Origin of the sequence: Congregibacter brevis (genome assembly GCF_045689245.1) — a bacterium.
In the GTDB taxonomy this organism is placed as follows: domain Bacteria; phylum Pseudomonadota; class Gammaproteobacteria; order Pseudomonadales; family Halieaceae; genus Congregibacter; species Congregibacter brevis.
On sequence record NZ_CP136865.1, the window covers coordinates 3,392,289 to 3,412,828 of the forward strand.

The 20,540-nt window shown below is 54.3% G+C and carries 13 protein-coding genes; 3 read left to right on the forward strand and 10 right to left on the reverse strand.

Going from position 1 to position 20,540, the window contains the following annotated elements:
• Positions 1–44 precede the first annotated feature (44 nt).
• From R0137_RS15025 to R0137_RS15065, 9 genes are all read right to left on the reverse strand, one after another.
• Positions 45–1,832, reverse strand: a complete 1,788-nt coding sequence (locus R0137_RS15025) for a sugar phosphorylase (protein WP_407327214.1) — start codon at positions 1,830–1,832, stop codon at positions 45–47.
• Positions 1,819–3,045: a glycosyl transferase gene (locus R0137_RS15030; RefSeq protein WP_407327215.1), complete on the reverse strand. Its 1,227-nt coding sequence runs from the start codon at positions 3,043–3,045 to the stop codon at positions 1,819–1,821. The genes R0137_RS15025 and R0137_RS15030 overlap by 14 nt, the downstream gene beginning before the upstream one ends.
• Before the next feature lie 3 nt (positions 3,046–3,048).
• Entirely contained in the window at positions 3,049–3,894 is an 846-nt protein-coding gene (locus R0137_RS15035; RefSeq protein ID WP_407327216.1) for an HAD-IIB family hydrolase, read from the reverse strand.
• On the reverse strand, positions 3,891–4,784 hold the full coding sequence (locus tag R0137_RS15040; RefSeq protein WP_407327217.1) for a hypothetical protein: 894 nt from the start codon (positions 4,782–4,784) through the stop codon (positions 3,891–3,893). Before R0137_RS15040 ends, R0137_RS15035 begins: the two co-directional genes overlap by 4 nt.
• Before the next feature lie 33 nt (positions 4,785–4,817).
• Entirely contained in the window at positions 4,818–6,482 is a 1,665-nt protein-coding gene (aceF, locus tag R0137_RS15045; protein WP_407327218.1) for a dihydrolipoyllysine-residue acetyltransferase, read from the reverse strand.
• A gap of 49 nt (positions 6,483–6,531) precedes the next feature.
• The gene (gene aceE / locus R0137_RS15050; RefSeq protein WP_407327219.1) at positions 6,532–9,180 is read right to left on the reverse strand and encodes a pyruvate dehydrogenase (acetyl-transferring), homodimeric type; all 2,649 of its coding nucleotides are present in this window, start codon (positions 9,178–9,180) and stop codon (positions 6,532–6,534) included.
• A gap of 375 nt (positions 9,181–9,555) precedes the next feature.
• On the reverse strand, positions 9,556–12,432 hold the full coding sequence (locus R0137_RS15055) for an insulinase family protein (RefSeq protein ID WP_407327220.1): 2,877 nt from the start codon (positions 12,430–12,432) through the stop codon (positions 9,556–9,558).
• Positions 12,433–12,436: 4 nt separating this feature from the next.
• Positions 12,437–13,561: an AI-2E family transporter gene (locus R0137_RS15060; protein WP_407327221.1), complete on the reverse strand. Its 1,125-nt coding sequence runs from the start codon at positions 13,559–13,561 to the stop codon at positions 12,437–12,439.
• Positions 13,562–13,563: 2 nt separating this feature from the next.
• Positions 13,564–13,746 carry a sulfurtransferase TusA family protein gene (locus R0137_RS15065; RefSeq protein ID WP_407330030.1) on the reverse strand — a complete coding sequence of 61 codons (183 nt, stop codon included), beginning with the start codon at positions 13,744–13,746 and terminating at the stop codon, positions 13,564–13,566.
• A 128-nt stretch (positions 13,747–13,874) separates the two neighbouring features.
• Between R0137_RS15065 and R0137_RS15070 the strand changes: the two genes are divergently transcribed.
• On the forward strand, positions 13,875–15,476 hold the full coding sequence (locus tag R0137_RS15070) for a M48 family metalloprotease (protein WP_407327222.1): 1,602 nt from the start codon (positions 13,875–13,877) through the stop codon (positions 15,474–15,476).
• 21 nt (positions 15,477–15,497) lie between these two features.
• On the opposite strand, the gene nadA is transcribed toward R0137_RS15070, so the two are convergent.
• Positions 15,498–16,562: a quinolinate synthase NadA gene (gene nadA / locus R0137_RS15075; protein WP_407327223.1), complete on the reverse strand. Its 1,065-nt coding sequence runs from the start codon at positions 16,560–16,562 to the stop codon at positions 15,498–15,500.
• 135 nt (positions 16,563–16,697) lie between these two features.
• Between nadA and R0137_RS15080 the strand changes: the two genes are divergently transcribed.
• Positions 16,698–18,518, forward strand: a complete 1,821-nt coding sequence (locus R0137_RS15080; protein WP_407327224.1) for a putative bifunctional diguanylate cyclase/phosphodiesterase — start codon at positions 16,698–16,700, stop codon at positions 18,516–18,518.
• A 5-nt stretch (positions 18,519–18,523) separates the two neighbouring features.
• A complete protein-coding gene (locus R0137_RS15085) occupies positions 18,524–20,539 on the forward strand; it encodes a S8 family peptidase (RefSeq protein ID WP_407327226.1) in 2,016 nt (671 codons plus the stop codon).
• Position 20,540: the final 1 nt, after the last annotated feature.

Genomic DNA, 20,540 nt, shown 5'->3' on the forward strand with positions numbered 1-20,540 from the left:
AAACTGCCTTCAAAGGAGCAGAATTCTAGCACAGGGTTTTCGCCCTAGCGGTGATCTCGTCGGTTGCTTATCCAGACCGTTTGATAAGGCTCAAGAAGCATTTGTTGCTTGTTACAGTCTTCGCCAGAAATGAGATCTGACCAGTCCTGAGCCTCGATGAGGTTAATGTCACTGAGCTGCAGATACTCCGCTTCGTTACTTACATTGGTAATGCAAAAAATGCTCTGACGCCGATCAGAACTCTGGCGCCAAAATCCGAAGAGTGTAGATCCGAGGTGCAAGGTGAACTGTGTCGCATTGGGATGGAATGCCGACTGCTTTTGTCGGATTGCCAGCAGATCCATAATGCCTTGAAACACCTGCGCGTGGTCCGATTGCGCATCGGCAAGCTGTGCCTCCAGTTCATCAAGTTGCCATTGGTGTCGATTGATAGCGCGGTTCTGCCCCGTCGTTTCCAGGCGTTCAAGATCGTTTCTGGTCCCAAGTAGGCTGTGAATGTAGATGCCGGGAATACCCTCCAGACCCAGCATGATCGCGTGGGCGCAAACAAAACGTTGAAGGCCATACTCATCGGCGCCGGCTACCGTACCTTGGAGCGCGTCAATCAGAGCGATGTTGATCTCGTAGGGCTTGTTTTGCCCATTCTCCAATGCTCGATAAGACACATGCCCACCAAAGCGTCGCATAGTACTGATGAGCGTTTGCAGTTCCTCATCAGACAGCAAACCCTCTGCAGGTCGCAAACCAATACCATCGTGGGAGGCAATAAAATTGAAGTAAGCAGTGCCGTGTTGCGGCGGCGGCATACTCATCATCCACTGCTTTAAATAAAAGCAATCTCCGGTCACCAAGGTGTTAACCAGCAGAGGTGGTAGCGAGAAGTTGTATACGCAGTGCGCCTCGTTGCCATTGCCAAAATACGAGAGATTTTCCTGATTAGGGATGTTTGTCTCAGTGATGATCATCGCATCACCGCGGGCGTGTTCGATCAAAGTGCGCAGCAGGCGAACTATCTCGTGGGTCTTCCGCAAATTGAGGGAACTTGTTCCTGGCTTCTTCCAGAGAAACGCAACGGCATCGAGGCGAAAAATTCGCACGCCGTTATCCAGGTAGTGGCGCACGATCTCTACCATGCGCTTGAGCACCTCCGGGTTCCTGAAATTGAGGTCAACCTGATCGTGGCTAAAAGTGCACCAAACGTGCCGCGTCCCATCAACCGCCTCTACCTCGCGCAGAAGTGGCGACGTCCGCGGGCGCACCACCAGGGACAGATCGTCCTTAGGTGAGGCCGTCGCAAAGTAATCCACACCGGGCTCTTTGTTCTGCAAAAAGTTGGCGAACCACTGGCTCTCGCTTGAGCAGTGATTGATCACCAGATCGCCCATGAGGTTGTACTTGGCGCCAATGGCCAGCACATCATCCCATTCACCTAAGGACTCGTTTACCTTCAAGTAGTCGATCACAGAAAAGCCGTCGTCAGAGCTCCAGGGGCAAAACGGTAAGATGTGCACTCCGGTGATGCAGCCATCCGCATAGTGATCAAGCCAGTGCTTTAAGGTCTGAAGCGGCGCCTGGCCTTCTTGCTGAATGCTGTCGCCGTAGGTAATCATCAGGGCATCGCGCTGATCCCAATGATTGAGATAGGGGTTGGGCTGGGGCATATCGTCCTGCAGCCGCATGATCTTGAGGAGGTCCACGGCGAGCGCGTGCATCTCGGAACTCACTTCGCCACCTGCATAGATGACAGATAGCTGTTGTGCTACTCGATAGGCTAGACCGTGGACTTTGTCCCGACCGCCGTCGTGGAAGTCTGGTTGCTCAGCTGGGGGCATACTCCGCGGTGTCCTCTTCCACTGCCTGCAACAGCCGATCACGTACTGTGGGCATTGCGCTACTCACCCGAGACCAGCTCGGAATAAATGGCCTCTCCATGGGCCGATCAAGAAATGCCTCACCGGCCTTCATGATGTTTTCAGCAAAGAGCTCCACCGCTCGCTCCTCACTGTGCAAATCATATTCGAGACCGTTCATCACTGCATCATTGTGATAGGTCTCCACAAAATCCAGTGCTACGCGGTAATAACTCGCCTTTAGAGAGCGGAAACTCTCCGTACTAAAGACCACACCCCTCGTTGCCAATTTTCTGAATAGGGCCTTGCTGATATCGATGGACATACGAGACAGACCCGCCGACGCGTCGTCTGCCGAGAGTTGTTGATGCTTATGATCGTAGGTGTCTGCAATATCCGCCTGACACAGACGATTATTCGCGTAATTTCGATGCATCTCAGACAACACGCCAATCTCGAGCCCCCAGTCACTAGGGATACGTAGATCGTTAAGGACATCGCGGCGGAAGGAGAACTCCCCCGCCAGAGGATAGCGAAAGCTATCCATGTAATTGATGTATTCCATATCGCCCTGAGTCTTTTTTAAGGCTCGCAATAGGGGGGTCACCAGGAGCCGACTCACTCGTCCATTGATCTTACCGTTGGCGACCCGCGCGTAATAACCCTTACAAAACTCGTAGTTAAAATTTGGATTGGCGACGGGATAAATCAATCTGGCGAGTAGCGAACGATCATAAGTCAGCACATCGCAGTCGTGCAGCGCTATAGATTCCACTCGGTTCGCAGCCAAGATATAGCCCATGCAATACCAGACATTACGACCCTTACCAAGCTCTCTCGGAGCGAGATCCATTTCCCGGAGCTCCTCGTCAATAGCCTTCAATCGCGGTCCATCGTTCCAAAGAACCCGATGAGGCTGTGGTAGTCGAGAAAAGAACTTAAGAGCATCTCGATACTGATCTTCCGTCGCCTGATCCAGGCCGATCACGATCTGCTCCAGGTAAGGAACCTTCGCCAAATGATCGACAATACGGGGCAATGCCTCGCCTTCAAGCTCGGAGTATAAAGAAGGCAACAGCAGTCCCATGGGTCTTGCTTTACTAAAGCCAACAAGCTCTGCCTCTAGGTCCTCTAAGGGCCTGTTTGAGAGATTGTGCAGAGTAGTAATGATGCCGTTCTGGTAAAAATCCGCCATGCTTTAAACTTCCTCACGCGACTTATAAAGGCCACGCAACCATTCGCGCACCCCGACTGACCAAGCTTCTGGACCGAACCCTTCCCCGACGATAACGCCGGAATCACGCTCCAACTCCGGCAGAGCACGGTTGTGCGCAGGAATCTGTAAAGCATGGCGGGCTACTTCGAGCATGGGGACATCGTTCTCTCCATCCCCTACAGCTAGATCATAAACAGCCGACGCCCCGGCTGCCAGCGCGTATTCCTGACGAAGCCACAAAAGCGCCTGACCTTTATCACAATCGCCCGACACACTGTAAAAGCGCCCGCCCTTTAACACCCGCGCGCCGGCCGCTTTTATGCCGCTCAAAAAGAGTTCCAGCTGTTCATCACTTCCCCGCCACTGCACAGGCTCGCTGTACTCTCGCTTGTTGGCCAAAGCCGCTTTCTCGAGGCTTAAACCGGTCATCTCGGCAATACCGGCAGTTCCTGCCGTGGCAAAGTCCAAAAAACAGCCCGGCATTTCCTGTCGATATTGGTCTAGGACTGAACTCCAGTGCGCGCGAGATGGTGCAAGCTCGCGCACCCAAAAGCCCTCTCGAAGCTCGGTACCCTCCGGCTGCCTCTGAAAATAGCGCTCGGGAATGTAAATCGCCGCACCGTTCTCCGCAATAAAAGGATGCTCATTTTCCAGCTCATGCCGTAACTCAAGCATCTCGGCGCGGGTTTTACTCGACGCGAGAACAACAGGAATCCGCATCTCTTCAAGCACCTGAAGCACAGGTTTTGCGGGTTCATAACTGTAGTCATCATGGTCCAGAAGGGAGCCGTCGAGATCAGTGACAACTAGATGTACCGTTGAGCTCACCGCGTTTCCTCCAGTCCTTCAGCGCTTACGATTCTACGATCCTCATCTAAATGAAATAACACGTCGGCACGCTCAGGCAGGTCGCGCAAGCATTGTCGTGTATAACGCTCAAAGTACTGTACAAACCGTCTCAACGCCGCATCATCCATGAGGCCTTCCCCTTTACCGCCCACCGCTTCGCGAAGCTTTTGCTCCTGCTCACTGCGCCAACGCAGCACCTGCTCAAATCCTGGAGCCGCCAGCATGACCCAGATATCCAACTCAGCGTAGAGTGACTCGTAGCTCTCTTCGAGCAGCCGATTAGAGTAGCCACGCCAGAGCCCCCTGCCATCCTCATCACGTTCCAGCGCATTACAGGGCTTTTCCAGCGTAACGGGTAACTCGCTGCGAGCACCCAGGCACCAGCCCTCCAGAATGATCACATCCACAGGGGGCTCGAATGTTGACCATGCCGACATTGGAGCCCGGTCATCGATAGACTTATCAAAGCGCGGGACAGCGATTGCGTCGGGGGACGCTTGACTCAGCTCGCTGAGAGTACGGCGCAAGAGACCCACATCGTGGGTACCCGGAACACCGCGCGTTTTAAGCAAAGGATGCACCTTAACCGCCAGATCTTGACGCTCGGCAAGGGTGAGATAAAAGTCATCTAAAGAAAGAGCCGCAGCACTGAGTCCATACTCGTGGGTCAAGCACTCACAAAGGTAGTCGCCCAAGGTGCTCTTACCCGACCCCTGACTGCCGTTTAGAGCAACCTTTAGGGAGGCACCCTGCTTCTGCCTGCGCTCTTCGAGCTGCTTAGCCAGGGGCGAAAAAAACCTGTCGGCAGTATCTAGATAGCTCTCGGGCAGGCGGTGGGTATCAAGGAAGCTCTGCTGCCATGGTTTCACGCTTCTCTATTTACCCCTCTGCGTCGTCATCTATCAAAGAAGGAGTTTACGAATATCTCCAAGAAGTGCACAGAGCTCAGTCAGAAAACGTCCCGCATCGCCGCCATTAACAACGCGGTGATCATAGGAAAGGCCTAGAGGCAGCTGTAGTCGCGGCTGGAAGGCTTGACCGTCCCACACCGGCTGTGTATCTGCCCGACTCACTCCAAGAATCGCAACCTCCGGGGCGTTGACGATTGGCGTAAAGCCACGACCGCCGATGGACCCTAAGCTCGACACAGTGAAGCCACCACCCTGCATATCTGAGGGCTTGAGCTTGCGCTCTCGTGCCTTACCCGCGAGCTCAATAACTTCATCAGCAAGCTCCCAGAGCGTCTTCTGATCCACATCCCGAATAACGGGAACTACCAGGCCTGCAGGTGTATCAACTGCCATGCCGATATGCACATAACGCTTAAATGTAAGCGTGCTGCCCCCATCGCTCAACGACGAATTCAGCTTCTCGTTGTTCTTCAGTGCCACCGCACAGGCTTTAAGCAAGAAAGGTAAAGGTGTTAAACGTGTTCCGCGCTTATCTGCCTCTCCCTTGAGTGACTTTCTAAACGATTCCATCTCTGTGATGTCCGCATCATCGAACTGAGTCACGTGAGGAACATTGAGCCAGCTTCGCTGCATATTGGCAGCGGTGACTTTGTCGATTTTACTGCGCTCCACCACTTCCACTGGCCCAAACGCTGAGAAGTCCACGTCTGGTACAGCTGGGATCCCCGCACCACCGTTGGTAGATTCCTGAGAAGCAAGTGCTTTGCTGACGTAAGAGTGCAGATCTTCTTTAAGGATGCGTCCGCGGGGACCGCTGCTCTTTACGGATTCGAGAGGTACGCCAAACTCTCGAGCGAGGCGTCGAACCGCAGGTCCCGCATACACAGTGTTACCGCTCGACTTGGAGACAGTTTTAGACGTCTCACTGGCAGGCGTCGGCGCACTCGCTGGAGCCGATTTTGCAGCGGGAGCCGATTCTTGGCCCGCCGCTGGCTTAGCTTGAGCGGCTGAATCGCCACTACTTTTGGCTTCGTTTTCACTTTGAGCAGCTGTCACCGCATCAAGGAGCAACAGTACGTCGCCTTCTTTAACTTGCGAGCCTTCTTCTACCTTCAACGCTGTGACAACACCGGTCGCAGGCGACGGAACCTCCATGGACGCCTTATCCGTCTCGAGCACCACGAGTGTGTCGCCTTCTGAAATGCTGTCCCCAACACTCACTGACACTTCAATGAGATCGACCGGCTCATCAGTACCGATATCCGGCACAGGCACCTCTACCGTCTGGCTCGCCGCAGGCGCTGGCTCAGCTTTCTTGGTCTCTCCTACGATGGGTTCGGATGGTTCTGCTGACGCGGGCTCTTTACTCTCGTCGCCACCAGTCGAGCCTTCTGCTCCAGGCGCTTCAGCTTCCGCACCAGCGACTTCGATAACCGCAACAGCGGCGCCCTCAGCAAGCTCATCACCGTCTTTCGCCAGCACCTCAACGACCGTACCAGCGACGGTCGATGGGATTTCCATTGATGCCTTATCAGACTCGAGTACCAGTAGTCCCTGATCAACCTCAACGGTATCGCCTGGGCTTACCAAAACCTCGACGACCTCGGCAGCATCTGAACCGCCGATATCAGGGACTAGGACTGTTTCCTGTGCCACGGACTCTCTCCTCGCTAGACGCGCTATAAAGCGCTGTATTAGCTACTTTTTATATCGTTGTAGGATCTACTTTGTTCGGGTCGATACCCAGCGCATCGCGAGCAGTCGCCACCTCTTCGGCACTGATATCCCCACGAGCGGCAAGAGCATTCAAAGACGCCAGCACCACGAATTCTCGGCTCACTTCAAAGAAGTGTCGTAGCTTTGCGCGGGTGTCGCTGCGTCCAAAGCCATCAGTTCCAAGAACAGAAAGCGGTGCTGGACAAGCGGAGCGGAGCTGCTCTGAGAAGCTCTTCATGTAGTCCGTCGCGATTACCACAGGAGCGTCGCTCCCCAGCAATTGCTCAGTGAAGAACGCGGTACGAGGTTCCTCGCCGGGGTTCAGCATGTTCCAACGCTCAACCTGCTTAATGTCGCGCTGAAGCTCATTAATACTCGGCAGGCTCCACACCTCGGCGTCCACGCCGTAATCGTTGCGGAGCATTTCTGCAGCTGCCTCCACTTCCCGCAAGATAGTGCCCGCGCCACATAGACGTAGACGAGGCGCATCGCCCTCAGCGCTCTTCAAGCGATACATGCCTTTCACGATGCCCGTCTCTACACCCTCAGGCATTGCTGGCTGGGGGTAGTTCTCGTTCATCGTGGTGATGTAGTAAAAGCGATTTTCACGCTCGGAATACATGCGGCGCATGCCATCTTGAATGATGACGGCCAGTTCGTAAGCGTAAGTCGGGTCGTAACTCACACAGTTCGGGATGGTCGATGCCAACAGTAGGCTATGACCGTCCTGATGCTGCAAACCTTCTCCGTTAAGCGTCGTGCGACCGGACGTCGCTCCCATAAGGAAGCCCCGAGCCTGACTATCGCCCGCTGCCCACAGCAGGTCTCCGATACGCTGAAAACCGAACATGGAGTAAAAGATGTAGAACGGCACCATCGGGAAATTGCTGGTGCTGTAGGACGTGGCCGCCGCTAACCAAGCTGATCCGGCACCCGCCTCGTTAATTCCTTCCTCCAGAATTTGACCTTTGATGTCTTCCTTGTAGAACATGATCTGATCGGAATCATGCGGGGTGTAACGCTGCCCCACAGAGGAGTAAATACCCAACTGTCGGAACATACCTTCCATACCGAAGGTTCGTGCCTCGTCCGGCACAATCGGTACAACACGATGGCCAATGGCTTTGTCTTTGGCGAGGGCCGATAGGATTCGCACAAACGCCATGGTCGTCGATACCTGACGCTCGCCGCTACTCTTTGTCTGCGCCGAGAAAGCGTCCAGACCCGGTACCGGAAGCACCTGAGCCTCACTCCGCCGCGCGGGGATACATCCACCAAGCTTACGACGCTGCTCGCGCATGTAGCGCATTTCCGGGCTGTTCTCGTCGGGCTTGTAGTAAGGCACCGACGCTAAATCCTCATCATCGATGGGAATCGCGAAACGATCGCGGAACGCCCGCAGGGATTCCATATTCAGCTTCTTGAGAGAGTGAGTTTCGTTACTTGCCTCGCCCGCTTCGCCGGTGCCATAGCCTTTCACGGTCATAGCGAGAATCACGGTGGGCTGGTCGAACTGCTCGGCAGCTTTAGCATAGGCCGCATAAACTTTGTAAGGGTCGTGTCCACCGCGGTTGAGATACATGATGTCGTCGTCTGATAAATCTTTTACAAGATCCAGAGACTCGGGATACTTCCCGAAGAAATGCTCGCGGGTATAGGCGCCGCCGTTGTATTTATAATTCTGGAGCTCACCGTCACAGACTTCGTCCATGCGCTTTTGCAGCATGCCCGACTCGTCACGCTCCAAGAGCGGATCCCATTTGCGCCCCCAGATCACCTTTAGGCAATCCCAGCCGGCACCACGAAACACGCCTTCAAGTTCTTGAATGATTTTGCCGTTGCCGCGTACTGGGCCATCAAGACGCTGCAAATTACAGTTCACTACGAAAATGAGGTTACCGAGCTTCTCTCGACCCGCGAGGGAAATAGCGCCTAGTGACTCGGGCTCGTCACACTCCCCGTCGCCCATAAAGCACCAGACGTTACGATCCTTCTGGTCCAGGAGGCCGCGATCGGCCTGATACTTCATTACCCGTGCTTGATAGATCGCCTGAATGGGGCCGAGGCCCATGGACACCGTAGGAAATTGCCAGTAGTCAGGCATGAGCCAAGGATGGGGGTAAGACGATAGTCCCTTGCCATCAACTTCGCGACGGAAGTTGTCCAGTTGGTCTTCATCTAGGCGCCCTTCGAGGTAAGAGCGAGCGTACATGCCCGGAGCGCTGTGGCCTTGGTAAAAGACCAAGTCGCCCGGATGGCCGTCCTCCGTACCGCGGAAAAAATAGTTACAGCCCACGTCGTACAGTGTCGCCGATGATGAAAAGCTGCTGATGTGCCCGCCAAGGCCGTCGTCGTTGTCATTCGCGCGCATAACCATGGCCAACGCGTTCCAACGGATCAGGGAGCGAATACGACGCTCCATAAACAAGTCGCCGGGCATCGGCTTCTCGTCTTCGGGACTGATGGTGTTTCTAAACGGTGTAGTAATCGACGGGGGAAGGGGAACACCCGTATCGACGGCGTGCTTCGCCAATTGGATCATGAGATAGCGAGCCCGGCTATCGCCGCCCTCTCGTACCACACTGTCTAGAGCGTCAAGCCATTCCCGGGTTTCGATGGGGTCGTTGTCGTCGATCATTGTCTAATGTCCCGCCCGCACTAGCTTAAGGAATCGCCCTGGCAGGCCCACCTTAGCAGCACTAGTTAGTTCTTTATTAGAATTTACTCGAGTAAAAAGACTGACTCGAGCGCGTCGCGGACGATCATACGGTGTCAAAATTTTGTACACAAGTCCTACATGGCTCCATAAAAGTTTCATTATGGAACCAATTAAACTAATACCGCTTACATTGATATGCGGCTCAAAGGGCGGATTTACAGTAAATAAGCCTTCTGCGCAGCGGCAAAAATCTTAAGGGCTGGACCGCGGAGTTACCCCAGTTAAGCGAGAGGTAACTCCACCAGACAACTCACCATACGGCTCACAACACTGCTCACTTCACTGCTCACTTCACTACAACGGTGCAAGATCGATAATCAGAGTCTCACGACCTTCGCGGAGCGCTTCGGGGCTCTCGAACACCTCAGCCCCGTCTTTTGACGGGAGGCCTTTTGCACCCGGTGTCAACGCCAGCAATGAACGACGGTCTTCGAGAAACATTCGCCGATATGCCTGTTGCCAGTCCGCGTAACTGATCGATTCGATTGCCGCAGCCATTTGCTGAGGGCTATCGAAGTCCCACTCCCGCGTTGCAAGCGACTGCCAATAAAACTCTGCGCGCTGGCCAAGATTCTCCTGTGGCTTGAGCGTTGCATTGATCAAAGCCTGTCGATGACGATCAAACTGCTCTTCGGTGATGTCCTTCGCAGTATCCAACAAAAACTGCTGCATCGCGCCGTAAACGTGCTCCGCGGAATGCGAAGGCGATTGAATCAACAACATAAGTGCTGGAACGTCATATTGCGGCCAAGCAAAGCTCGATACGATGTAGCCCAACTGCTGTTCTGTGCGAAGTTGCTGGAAAAATCCTGACTCGGTGATCTGCGCCGTGAGCGACACCATCGCGCGATCCCGCCAGGTTTGTCCTTCGCCCTGAAGATACCAAGCTACCACGGCGTCATTGTGTTGGATCTGGGCACGAAGCTCTAAATCGTCACCCTCCGCGATACGCAAAACCTCCGGCGCCAGTGCAGGCGCACCCGCGCCGGTTTGCAGTAACACATCGAGGGTTTCCGACATCGTTTGAACATCGCTTCGGACGTAATTTCCGTACAACAATCCCTCAATTTTGACGGACTCCCAGAATTCATCCCGATAGGCATCTAGCGCTTCCACATCCAATTTTTCCAGAGCGGCAATAAGGTCTTCCTCGTCGTAGGATCCAGTACTCAAAGCTCGACGGAGGTCATCAATGAGCTGCGAAGTCGGACGTCGCGCCACCGTGTTCTGCAATCCCAGAACCAAGCTCCGACGAATCCGCTCGAAGCGTGCCGGGTCAAACTCTTGCTCCCAAATTTTTGTGAGCAGTTCTTCGACCAGGGCGAATTGTTTTTCGTTATAGCCACTCACACGCATGCTGATCCCCTGCCCATGGCTATAAAAATTAAAGCCCACTCCCGCAAGAAGTGTTGGGTAGGTATATTCGCGCACCGCATCATTCACCATGCGTGTGTAGAGTGCAGAAGCCGCTTTTTGCTCGGCTGATGCCGCCACCAAGGGAGAGCGGAAGCTCACATACATAGCACCTTTCGGCACGCGAAAATCTTCGCCTTGCCTGAACCATAACCGCTTGCGCGGCTCGTCTATCAACAACTCGGGCTGCGCGGGATTGTCATCCGCGATCGCAACTAGCTCAACATTTTCCGCAATGAAGGGGTTAGCCGCGGGAAAGTGCAGGCCATCAACATCACCTGCCTTCCAGCGAGACAGCATAAGTGCCTCGGGACCGAGCGTACTGTAGGGAACACCATAGTAAGGCGAGATTCGGTCGGTGCTGACTTCCGGAGCTGTTAGCACCACCTGTGCCATATCTGGATTTAAGGCTCCAATCGCGCCTTTTATCATCGACGCGTTAAAGTCGGTCATCAGATAAGGCCCTTGAAGTACATCATCGGGCTCGTAGTAATGCATGGCATTGCTCAGGCGACTCACGTAGCCCATGGGCTCGGAGGACTCTCGGAAACGGAAGCCCAAGGCGGCCACAGCTGCCTGCTCTTGATATAGCCACTCCATAGGGTCTTGTGAGCGAAGCAGCTCAAGGTATGCAAACACTCCCTGCAGTACGCGCTCGTACTCGGCAACCCCTTGTTCTGTAAGGCTGATGGTGAGCGACAAAAGTACGCCACCCCGCCAGCTCAAACCCGTACCCGATGACAGGCCATCAGCCAAACCCTCCCGCTTGAGCATGGAGAGGAGACTCCCCTCGCCCTCATGCCCAAGAAGATTGGACACATAGGTCATGGGCTTTACCCTGTAGTCGGCGCGGTAATCAGGAGTTTGAAAATTCACTTCGAGCTGACGCAGGGTCCCCTGAGGCTTGACTTTGACCAGCATGGGAAGCTTTGCGTCGACAAACAGTGGCTCATTTATCTGCTCTAACTCCACACCGCGATTGGGCACAGCAGAAAACATCTCCGTCGCCATATCCTCAAGCGTATCCAATGGCTCACGCCCCAGAATCACCAAGCGCATAACGTCCGCTGAATAGTGCTTATCGTAGAATTTCAGCAAGTCTTCGCGAACACTCGCATCAGGTCGATCGGCCAAGCTCTCCAGGCTGCCCACGGCGAACTGGCTGAAGGGGTGTGAGGGATTCATTGATTGCTGAAGCACATCCAGACCACGGCGAGAATCGCTCTTCAGGCCCATTTGATACTCAGCCTCTACCGCATTTCTCTCGCGCTCCACATAGGCCGCATCAAAATTCGGGGATACAAAGAACTGAGCGAAACGATCGAGGGCGCCCGGAAGATGCTCTGCATCAATATCAAAAAAGTAGTTGGTGTGCTCAAAGCTGGTGTAGGCGTTTCTGCTACCGCCATGCTCGGTCACGTACTGCTCATACTCCGCCGCATCGGGGTACTTCTCGGTGCCCAAAAACAGCATGTGCTCAAGAAAGTGCGCCAATCCACCCCGCCCTGCGGGGTTATCCCCGTGGCCAACCTGCACGTCGAGCGACGCCGCGGCCTTAGGTGTGTCGGGGTTAGACACGAGGAGCGTTTCCAGACCGTTGTCCAAGGTGATCAAGCGGTAGGCAAAGCGATCGTTGGGGCTTTGGACTGGGCTATTCGATGGTGAAGAGGGCTCAGGACTTGCGCAGGCAACCAAAAGGCCAAATAGCGCAGACAGACTTCCCTGCACCGCACGCTTTGCGGTGATACGGATTTGCATAGTGTTACTCCGCAGAGTCAGTTATGGGTTTGGGTGAAGAGTCAGTTAGAGGATTAGATAATGAATCAGTTAAAGCGACGGTTTCGCGTTTTGGCCAGGCGTTAATAACAGCCTTTATCAGGGTGGCTAGTGGTATGGCAAAGAACACACCCCACAAACCCCAAATACCGCCAAAAAACAGCACCGCCACAATAATCGCAACAGGGTGAAGATTAACGGCTTCAGAAAACAATAAGGGCACCAACACGTTACCGTCTAACATTTGTATAACAAGATAGACCGCAAGGACCCAATAAAATTCCGATGTGAAGCCCCATTGAAACAACGCCACCGCCGCAATAGGTACGGTAACGATGAAGGCACCGATATAGGGAATGATTACCGACAAGCCAACCAGCAGCCCAAGAAGCGCGGCATAGCGCAGCCCTAGCCCGGTAAAGCACACGTAACTCGCGGCGCCCACGATGATAATCTCTACCATCTTGCCACGCGCATAGTTCGAGAACTGCACGTTCATTTCGTCCCAGATACGATTCAACAATGGGCGCTTCTCAGGCAAAAAGGCCGCAACCCATCGGGTAATCTGTGTCCGATCCTTAAGCAGGAAGAACACAATGATTGGCACGAGCACCACATAGACCAACAGGGTCATAAACCCCGGAATCCGCGCCAGCGTCATCGTCACGACTTTCTGACCGAACCCCGCTATCTCCCCCTGAATACCTGCAAGAAGCTGGTCGATCTGTGTCTGGCTAAACACATCTGGATAGCGACCCGGGAGCACTTCCAAAAGATCGCGCCCTTGATCGACCATCCGAGGCACTTCTGTGATCAGGCCGATAGACTGTCTCCATACCAGCGGCAACAAGCCCAACAGGACTGCGAAAAATGCGCCCATGAACACCATAAATGCCAGAAAAAAGCCTAACCAGGGAGGTAACCCCAGTCGGCAGAGCAGGTTTACAACGCCCTGCACCAAGTAAGCCAGAACAATGGACGCCAGTAACGGTGCGAGGATGTCACCGATGGTGGCCAGCAACACCAATGACAGGAGAATGAGTACGAGCAGGAGTACCGACTCTTCTTCGAAGAGATAGCGCTGGTACCACTTATTAAGAATTTCCAGCATATTCAGTTTTTACGCAGCAGAAAGTGAAATTCATCGTCCACAGTGAGGGATTCCAGCACCTCGTGCCCGCTTTGCTTTGCGAACACTTCAAAATCCCGTTGTGAACCCGCATCCGTCGACATCAAAAACAGTGTTTGCCCCTCGTCCAGACCGTTAAGGCCACGTTTCGCCATTAAAAGAGGCATGGGGCAGCGATGCCCCCGGGCATCTACCTGTGCATCCGCATCATGACCTATTCCCGAATGAGATGCTTGTTCGCTGCTCAAAGAAAAGTTTCCTGTGTAAAATAGTAGTGGAGCCTGTGTGCCAGAAAATGAAGCACTTTATTAAGAACTTCTACGCCGGAGTATCGTCCAAAGGTTTAATTCACCCGCGGCAAATCGACGACAAGCTGGCTCGCGTAGAATACTGCATGCTGATGATCGCCACCAAGCCAATGCGCGGCCTACTGGATCCGCAATTCTGGAACCGAATCCTCCTTGTTTGGATTTCGGCCGCTCTGCTGTGCGTCACAAACCCTGCAAACGCGCAGCGCACGGAAAAACTAAAAATCCCCAACCTCGGTGAATCCAGCACCAGCCTATTCTCTGCGGAGTACGAGTACCAACTGGGACGGGCATGGCTACGCGTTTTTCGCAGTCAGGTGGCAACCGTCAACGATCCCCTACTGTTCAGCTACCTCGAAGACCTGATTTTTAAACTCGCCGCCGAGAGCGAGCTAGAGGACCGCCGCCTGGAGCTCGTGGTCGTAGACAATTCCGCCATCAACGCTTTTGCCGTTCCCGGCGGCGTCATCGGGATTCACAATGGCTTGCTTCTGCACGCTCAGACCGAAGACGAACTCGCCACGGTAATAGCACACGAAATCGCTCACCTGAGCCAACGACATTTCTCCCGTCGTGTCGAGTTCGCAAAAACCCAGCAGCCCATCACTTTGGCCGCCATGCTCGCCGGCTTCGTCCTCATGGCAACCGCTGGAGGGGACGCTGGCATGGCAGCACTTGCGGCTGCTCAGGCCGCAGCGCAAGACTCGGCGCTGCGATATTCACGCAGCAACGAAGCAGAGGCGGATCGCGTCGCTATGCAGACCATGGTTAACGCTGGAATGGATCCTCATGCCGCCTCATCAATGTTCGATCGCATGATGCAGGCTTCCCGCTATGCCACTGGCAGTCGAATTCCTGAGTTTCTGCGCACTCATCCTCTGTCAGAAAATCGTATTGCGGATACGCGAAACCGAGCTCGACAGTATCCAAAGAAAATCCGGCCGGCAAAGCTCGATTATCAATTGATGCGTGCTCGCGTCGTCAACCAACTCTCTGATACCCCAGAGGAAGCTGCCGCCAAATTTAGAAAGGAGCTCGAAGGCTCCCCTCGCTCAACCGCCGCCGCCCGTTATGGGCTTGTTCTGGCCTTGACTGATGCAGGTCGCGGTGATGAGGCTGCCTTGGAATTGGATTCGTTGTGGGCAGCAGACCCTGATCGACTCGAGTACATCATTGCGGATGCGCGCATTGACATGGCAAAAAACGAACCCCATCGCGCCGCAGAGAAGCTGGCAAAAAGGCTAAAGCTGAATCCGCGCAATCATCCGCTGACGATGACCTATGCAGAAGCACTTATGCAGGACCAGCAGGCGCACATCGCCGAACAGGTGCTACTCGAGCAGAGCAAGCGCAAGGCCAACGACCCCTATCTTTGGTACTTACTCGCCGAGGTACAGGGACTTTCGGGCAATATCATTGGGCTCCATCAGGCCCGAGCCGAATACTTTATTCTCAACGGTATTCTTGATCAGGCGGAAAAACAGCTCCGCTACGCGCTGGATCTTGTTCGCAACGACTACACCACCAGCGCCAAAATTAATCAGCGGCTTAACGACGTTGCAGAAATGAAAGAAATGCTGGAGTCCTGAGGAAGGAATCCCTAAGCAAAGCTATCGTCGAGAGGCTTCACGACTCGCGGAGAACTCAAGCATCCGCTGCAACGGCAGCATCGCTCGCTCTCCCAGCTCTGCGTCGACAAAGATCTCGTTGTTGTCCCGCTCAAACACCTTAGCGAGAGACTCCAGTTCATTCATTGCCATCCAGGGGCAGTTCGCACAGCTGCGACAGGTGGCCCCATTGCCGGCGGTCGGAGCAATAATGAACTGCTTATCCGGCGCCTGTTGCTGAAGCTTATAGAAAATCCCTTGATCCGTAGCGACGATAAATTGCGGGTTATCCATCTCCCTAGCGGCGTTAATAATCTGCGTGGTGGAACCCACACGATCAGCCATTTCTACAACGCTTTGCGGAGACTCCGGATGTACGAGTACCGCAGCGTCCGGGTAGACACGCTTCAGGTCTTCGAGGGCTCGGGCCTTGAACTCTTCGTGGACAATACATGCGCCATCCCACATCACGATGTCAGCGCCGGTCTCTCGTCGAACGTAGTCGCCCAGGTGTCGATCCGGCGCCCAAAGGATCCTCTCGCCTCTCGCATTCAGGTGCTCTGCAACATCCAGAGCGATACTTGAGGTCACCACCCAATCAGCGCGGGCTTTCACTGCCGCTGAGGTGTTTGCGTAAACCACCACTTGACGGTCCGGGTGCTCATCGCAGAAAGCTGAGAACTCGTCCGCAGGGCAACCCAGGTCCAGGGAACAGGTAGCCTCAAGGGTTGGCATAAGCACGCGCTTATGTGGAGTGAGGATCTTCGCAGTCTCCCCCATAAAGCGCACACCAGCGACGATGAGCGTCTCGGCAGGATGATCATGGCCAAAACGTGCCATTTCGAGAGAGTCAGACACACAGCCGCCCGTCTCTTCTGCCAGCGCCTGAATCTCGGGTGCCGTGTAGTAATGCGCAACAATTACCGCGTTGTGGGCGCTGAGTTGCTCCTTGATACGCTCAACAAGTACGCGCTTTTGCTCCGGAGACAACTGCTCTGAAGCATCTTTATCAAGGTGATGTTGGACCTGCTCGCGAATCGCTTGCAGACGATCGGAGGCGATAGTCATGCTTAACCTATGAGGATATCAATCAAAAAATAGTAGCACAGAGCCGCAAGATTCGTCGTCTCTGCCCTTTCGGAATGCTGGGCATTAGCACGGCACAATGATAGCCTTTCACATCTTCCATAACGATCCAATTTTATGTCCAACGAGGTTACCCAGCCGGGGCAACGCGCAAAAATTCTCGTCGCGGATGACGACATGAATGTGCGATTGTTAAGCCGTCAGTGCCTGGAATCCGAAGGTATGATTGTGGTCGAAGCCGCTGACGGCCATGAAGCGCTGGACGCGTTTGTCCGCGAGCGTCCTGATCTGGTTTTTCTCGATGTAGAAATGCCGGGCATGACGGGCTTAGAGGTATGTAGCCGTATTAGGGCCATGCCCCAGGGCGAAAGCGTTCCTATCATGATCGTGACGGGTTCGGACGATCGAAAATCCATCGATGATGGTTTTGATGCGGGCGCCACCCAGTACAAAACCAAACCGGTCAACTGGTCGCTACTAGGGCGGGATGTTCAATACATGCTGCGGGCCAGCAATGCGTTTAACTCCCTGAAACGGCAAGAAGATCGTCTGCGCTACCTAGCGTACTTCGACCCCCTGACCAGTCTGCCCAACCGCAGAAGCTTCAACGAACAGCTCAACCGCATTCTTAAGCGATCTCAGCGTCTGAATACCTATTCTGCGCTGCTGTTTATAGATTTGGACAACTTTAAGCGCATTAACGACTCCATCGGGCACGGTCGCGGGGATCGCCTACTCGTTGAGATCTCAAAGCGGCTGATTAATGAGCTTAGAGAAGATGATGCGATCAGCTACTACACCGAGGCGAGTGCAGAAGACGAGCAAGAGCACGACGGCAACACGGAAATCGCCCGCTTAGGTGGCGATGAATTCACAGTGGTACTGGCGGATGTTCAGCATACCGATGACGTAGAACGAATAGCGCGCCGGATTATGCAATCCCTCTCAGAGCCGATTCCATTGCAAACTCACAACCCGGTCGTGACACCAAGCATTGGTATTGCCATGTATCCTCAGGACGGAGAAGACGCCGATAGCCTGGTGCGAAACGCCGATACGGCTATGTACGCCGCCAAAGCAGATGGCCGCGCGTGCTTCCGCTTTTACAACGAAGAAATGAACGCTCGGTCCGTAGAGCACCTCAAGCTTGAGGAAGATCTCCGTGAAGCTATGCGAAGTAATCAACTCGAGCTTCGCTATCAGCCGCAAGTAGAAACCGTGACAGGTGCGGTGGTCAGCCTTGAAGCGCTAGTGCGGTGGAAGCATCCCGAGCGCGGAATGATCTCTCCTGGCGATTTTATACCGGTAGCAGAAAGTACCGGCCAGATTATTGAACTGGGCGAGTGGGTACTGAAAGAAGTCGCCCGGCATTGTGTTTACTGGGACTCTATCGGACTTGCTAGCTTTCGAGTCTGCGTAAACATCTCGCCACTGCAGTTCAACCAGCCGGACCTGCTGCATTACGTGAAAGGCTTCCTATCCCGCTCTGGCCTGGACCCGGAGCGTCTGGAACTGGAACTCACGGAAAGCGCCATCATGACCGATGGTGAGAGCAATATCCTAAAGCTGTCGCAGTTAAAGTCTCTGGGGCTGGATCTTGCGGTTGATGACTTTGGAACCGGCTATTCGTCACTCAGCTATTTACGACGATTCCCCATTAACACGCTGAAGATTGATCAGAGCTTTGTTGCAGATATGAACAGCGCCGACGGCGCCGCCATCGTCGATGCAATTATCGCGCTGGCGAAGACCTTGAATATGCGCTCCATCGCAGAGGGCATCGAAACCGAAGAGCAGCTGGCCTATCTAGCCAAGCGCGGCGTCGACCTCATGCAGGGGTTCTACTTTGCGCGCCCCCTCTACCCCGAAGACGTCCCCAACGCCATCGTTCAGGATTATTCCGAGATAATTCAGCGGGTACGGGATTCGCAGGGATAGCACCGATGCGCCGATGCTTCCCCCGGAGCAGCTCCAAGTCCCTCTACGTCGTAGTCCCTTTGATCGCGTCGATGAGCCTCGGGGCTTTCGGAGAAACAGTAGATAACAGCAGCGACTTGCTGGTGATGCTGCAGGGATCCGACCTCGATAGCTTCATTCACAGCATCAATGAGCACGGCGCGGTTATTACCCACCATTTACCCATCATCAACGCGATTGGCGCGCGGATGAACGCAAAACAGCTCGCAGCTATCAAAAGAGACACCCCAAATATTGAGAGAGTTATAGATGATCTTGCGTGGGAACCAGAACCCGAGGCTCCGGATTTAGGGCTCTGCCCGCTCAGATCCTCAATCGAACTTCAATGGAGTGACAATACCGCGACGTGGCGGCTTTTTAACAAGTCAGACGAACCCCTAACAATCGCACAGGGAAGTATGGCTTGGCCGGAGGAATTGGGTGAGCTGAAGTCTGCGAGCTGGAACTCAAGCTCTCTCAACCTCGCTCCGGCCAACGCGCTCGACATTAACGACAACCCAGACAAAACACGAGATGTCGTGTGGCGCCATCAACAACCACTAACTATTGAAGGCGAGCAGTCAGCGCGGGTGAATTTTAGATTTGCGAGCGCCCCCGGTAACGAAGCAGCACTGCAGAGCCAGCTGACGTTGCAGGCTCGCGTTGATGAAGACTGCATCGCCGAGTTGGTGCCCAGCTACTCGGCGCCCTCGCAAGACACTTACTACCCAACGGTGAGCGGCGCGGCATTACTGCACAGCCACGGCATTACCGGAAAGGGCATCACGGTCGCAGTACTGGATTCGGGGCTCTGGGAAGCAAACACGGAACTCAGCTTAGACACCCAGGGCCAGGAACGGGTGATAGCACGCTACGACGCTATTGCAGGGGCAGAGGTTGATTCTGCTTTTGATGAAAGCGGCCATGGCACGCATATGACGAGCGTGCTGGCCCGAAGTGGTCAAGTTACCCGACCCGGTACGTCACTACCAAGTTATCGAGGAATAGCGCCCGATGTAAAACTGGCGGTGGTCAAGGCCTTTGGAGAGTCGGGCAAAGCCGGGTTTCTGGACATTGTCAGAGGTGTGCAGTGGATCGTGGACAATCAGGAACGCTTGAACATCCGCGTCCTTAATCTGTCATTTGCAGCAAGGCCCAGGTGGCCCTATTGGGACGACCCGGTCAATCAGGCTCTGATGCAAGCTTGGCGAGCGGGGATATTCATTGCGGCTGCGGGAGGCAATGAAGGCCCCGAGCCGATGACCGTGGGCTCTCCTGGCAACCTGCCTTATTTGCTCACAGTGGGCGCAGTGACTGATTCATGGACCGAGGAGGATCGGAACGATGACTTTGTTCCTGACTTCTCTTCAAGGGGCCCTACGCCCATGGGGCATATCAAACCCGACCTTGTCGCCATGGGCGGACACATTTCTGGGATCATGCGACCGGGCTCAACTCTGAGCGAACAACTTCCTGAGTTCCGTTTGCAAAGTGGCGAGTTTGTAATGACGGGTACATCTCAAGCCACGGCGTTAGTTTCGGGGCTTGTAGCACTGATGCTGCAGATAGAACCCGACCTTGGGAATGACGAACTAAAGTGCATGCTAGTAACAAGCGCCGAGCCCGCCATCGAGAAAGACGGCCGGTATGCCTATTCCCCGTTTACCCAAGGCAAGGGAATGATCAACATCCAAAGAGCGCTTACCGTGGGTGTTAAGCATTGCCAACAGGCGTCTCTCGATATTGAAGCAGACATCGCCAACGAGCAGCACTTTCAGGGCCCCGCGATATTCTCTGAGCACACAGCGCCCTATCTTCCAGGACAGTCCGATGTCATTAGCGAGCGCATCAGCGAAAAGGGGCTGTCCGAGTCACGTCGCTGGGGCGTTGGCGCGCACCTGCAGCGCTTGACGGAAGAACCAAGTGCAGAACCCACAAACTGGTTAGAGATCTACAACGCTGAGCAGCGCCGAATCAAAGCCCTAGCTACCGAAGACCAGTAAG

Bases quoted from the DNA above. Each gene is read 5' to 3' on its own strand.
- R0137_RS15025 (WP_407327214.1), bottom strand. From the start codon at position 1,832: ATGCCCCCAGCTGAGCAACCAGACTTCCACGACGGCGGTCGGGACAAA.
- R0137_RS15030 (WP_407327215.1), bottom strand. From the start codon at position 3,045: ATGGCGGATTTTTACCAGAACGGCATCATTACTACTCTGCACAATCTC.
- aceE (WP_407327219.1), bottom strand. From the start codon at position 9,180: ATGATCGACGACAACGACCCCATCGAAACCCGGGAATGGCTTGACGCT.
- R0137_RS15055 (WP_407327220.1), bottom strand. From the start codon at position 12,432: ATGCAAATCCGTATCACCGCAAAGCGTGCGGTGCAGGGAAGTCTGTCT.
- R0137_RS15060 (WP_407327221.1), bottom strand. From the start codon at position 13,561: ATGCTGGAAATTCTTAATAAGTGGTACCAGCGCTATCTCTTCGAAGAA.
- R0137_RS15065 (WP_407330030.1), bottom strand. From the start codon at position 13,746: ATGCCTCTTTTAATGGCGAAACGTGGCCTTAACGGTCTGGACGAGGGG.
- R0137_RS15070 (WP_407327222.1), top strand. From the start codon at position 13,875: ATGAAGCACTTTATTAAGAACTTCTACGCCGGAGTATCGTCCAAAGGT.
- nadA (WP_407327223.1), bottom strand. From the start codon at position 16,562: ATGACTATCGCCTCCGATCGTCTGCAAGCGATTCGCGAGCAGGTCCAA.
- R0137_RS15080 (WP_407327224.1), top strand. From the start codon at position 16,698: ATGTCCAACGAGGTTACCCAGCCGGGGCAACGCGCAAAAATTCTCGTC.
- R0137_RS15085 (WP_407327226.1), top strand. From the start codon at position 18,524: ATGCGCCGATGCTTCCCCCGGAGCAGCTCCAAGTCCCTCTACGTCGTA.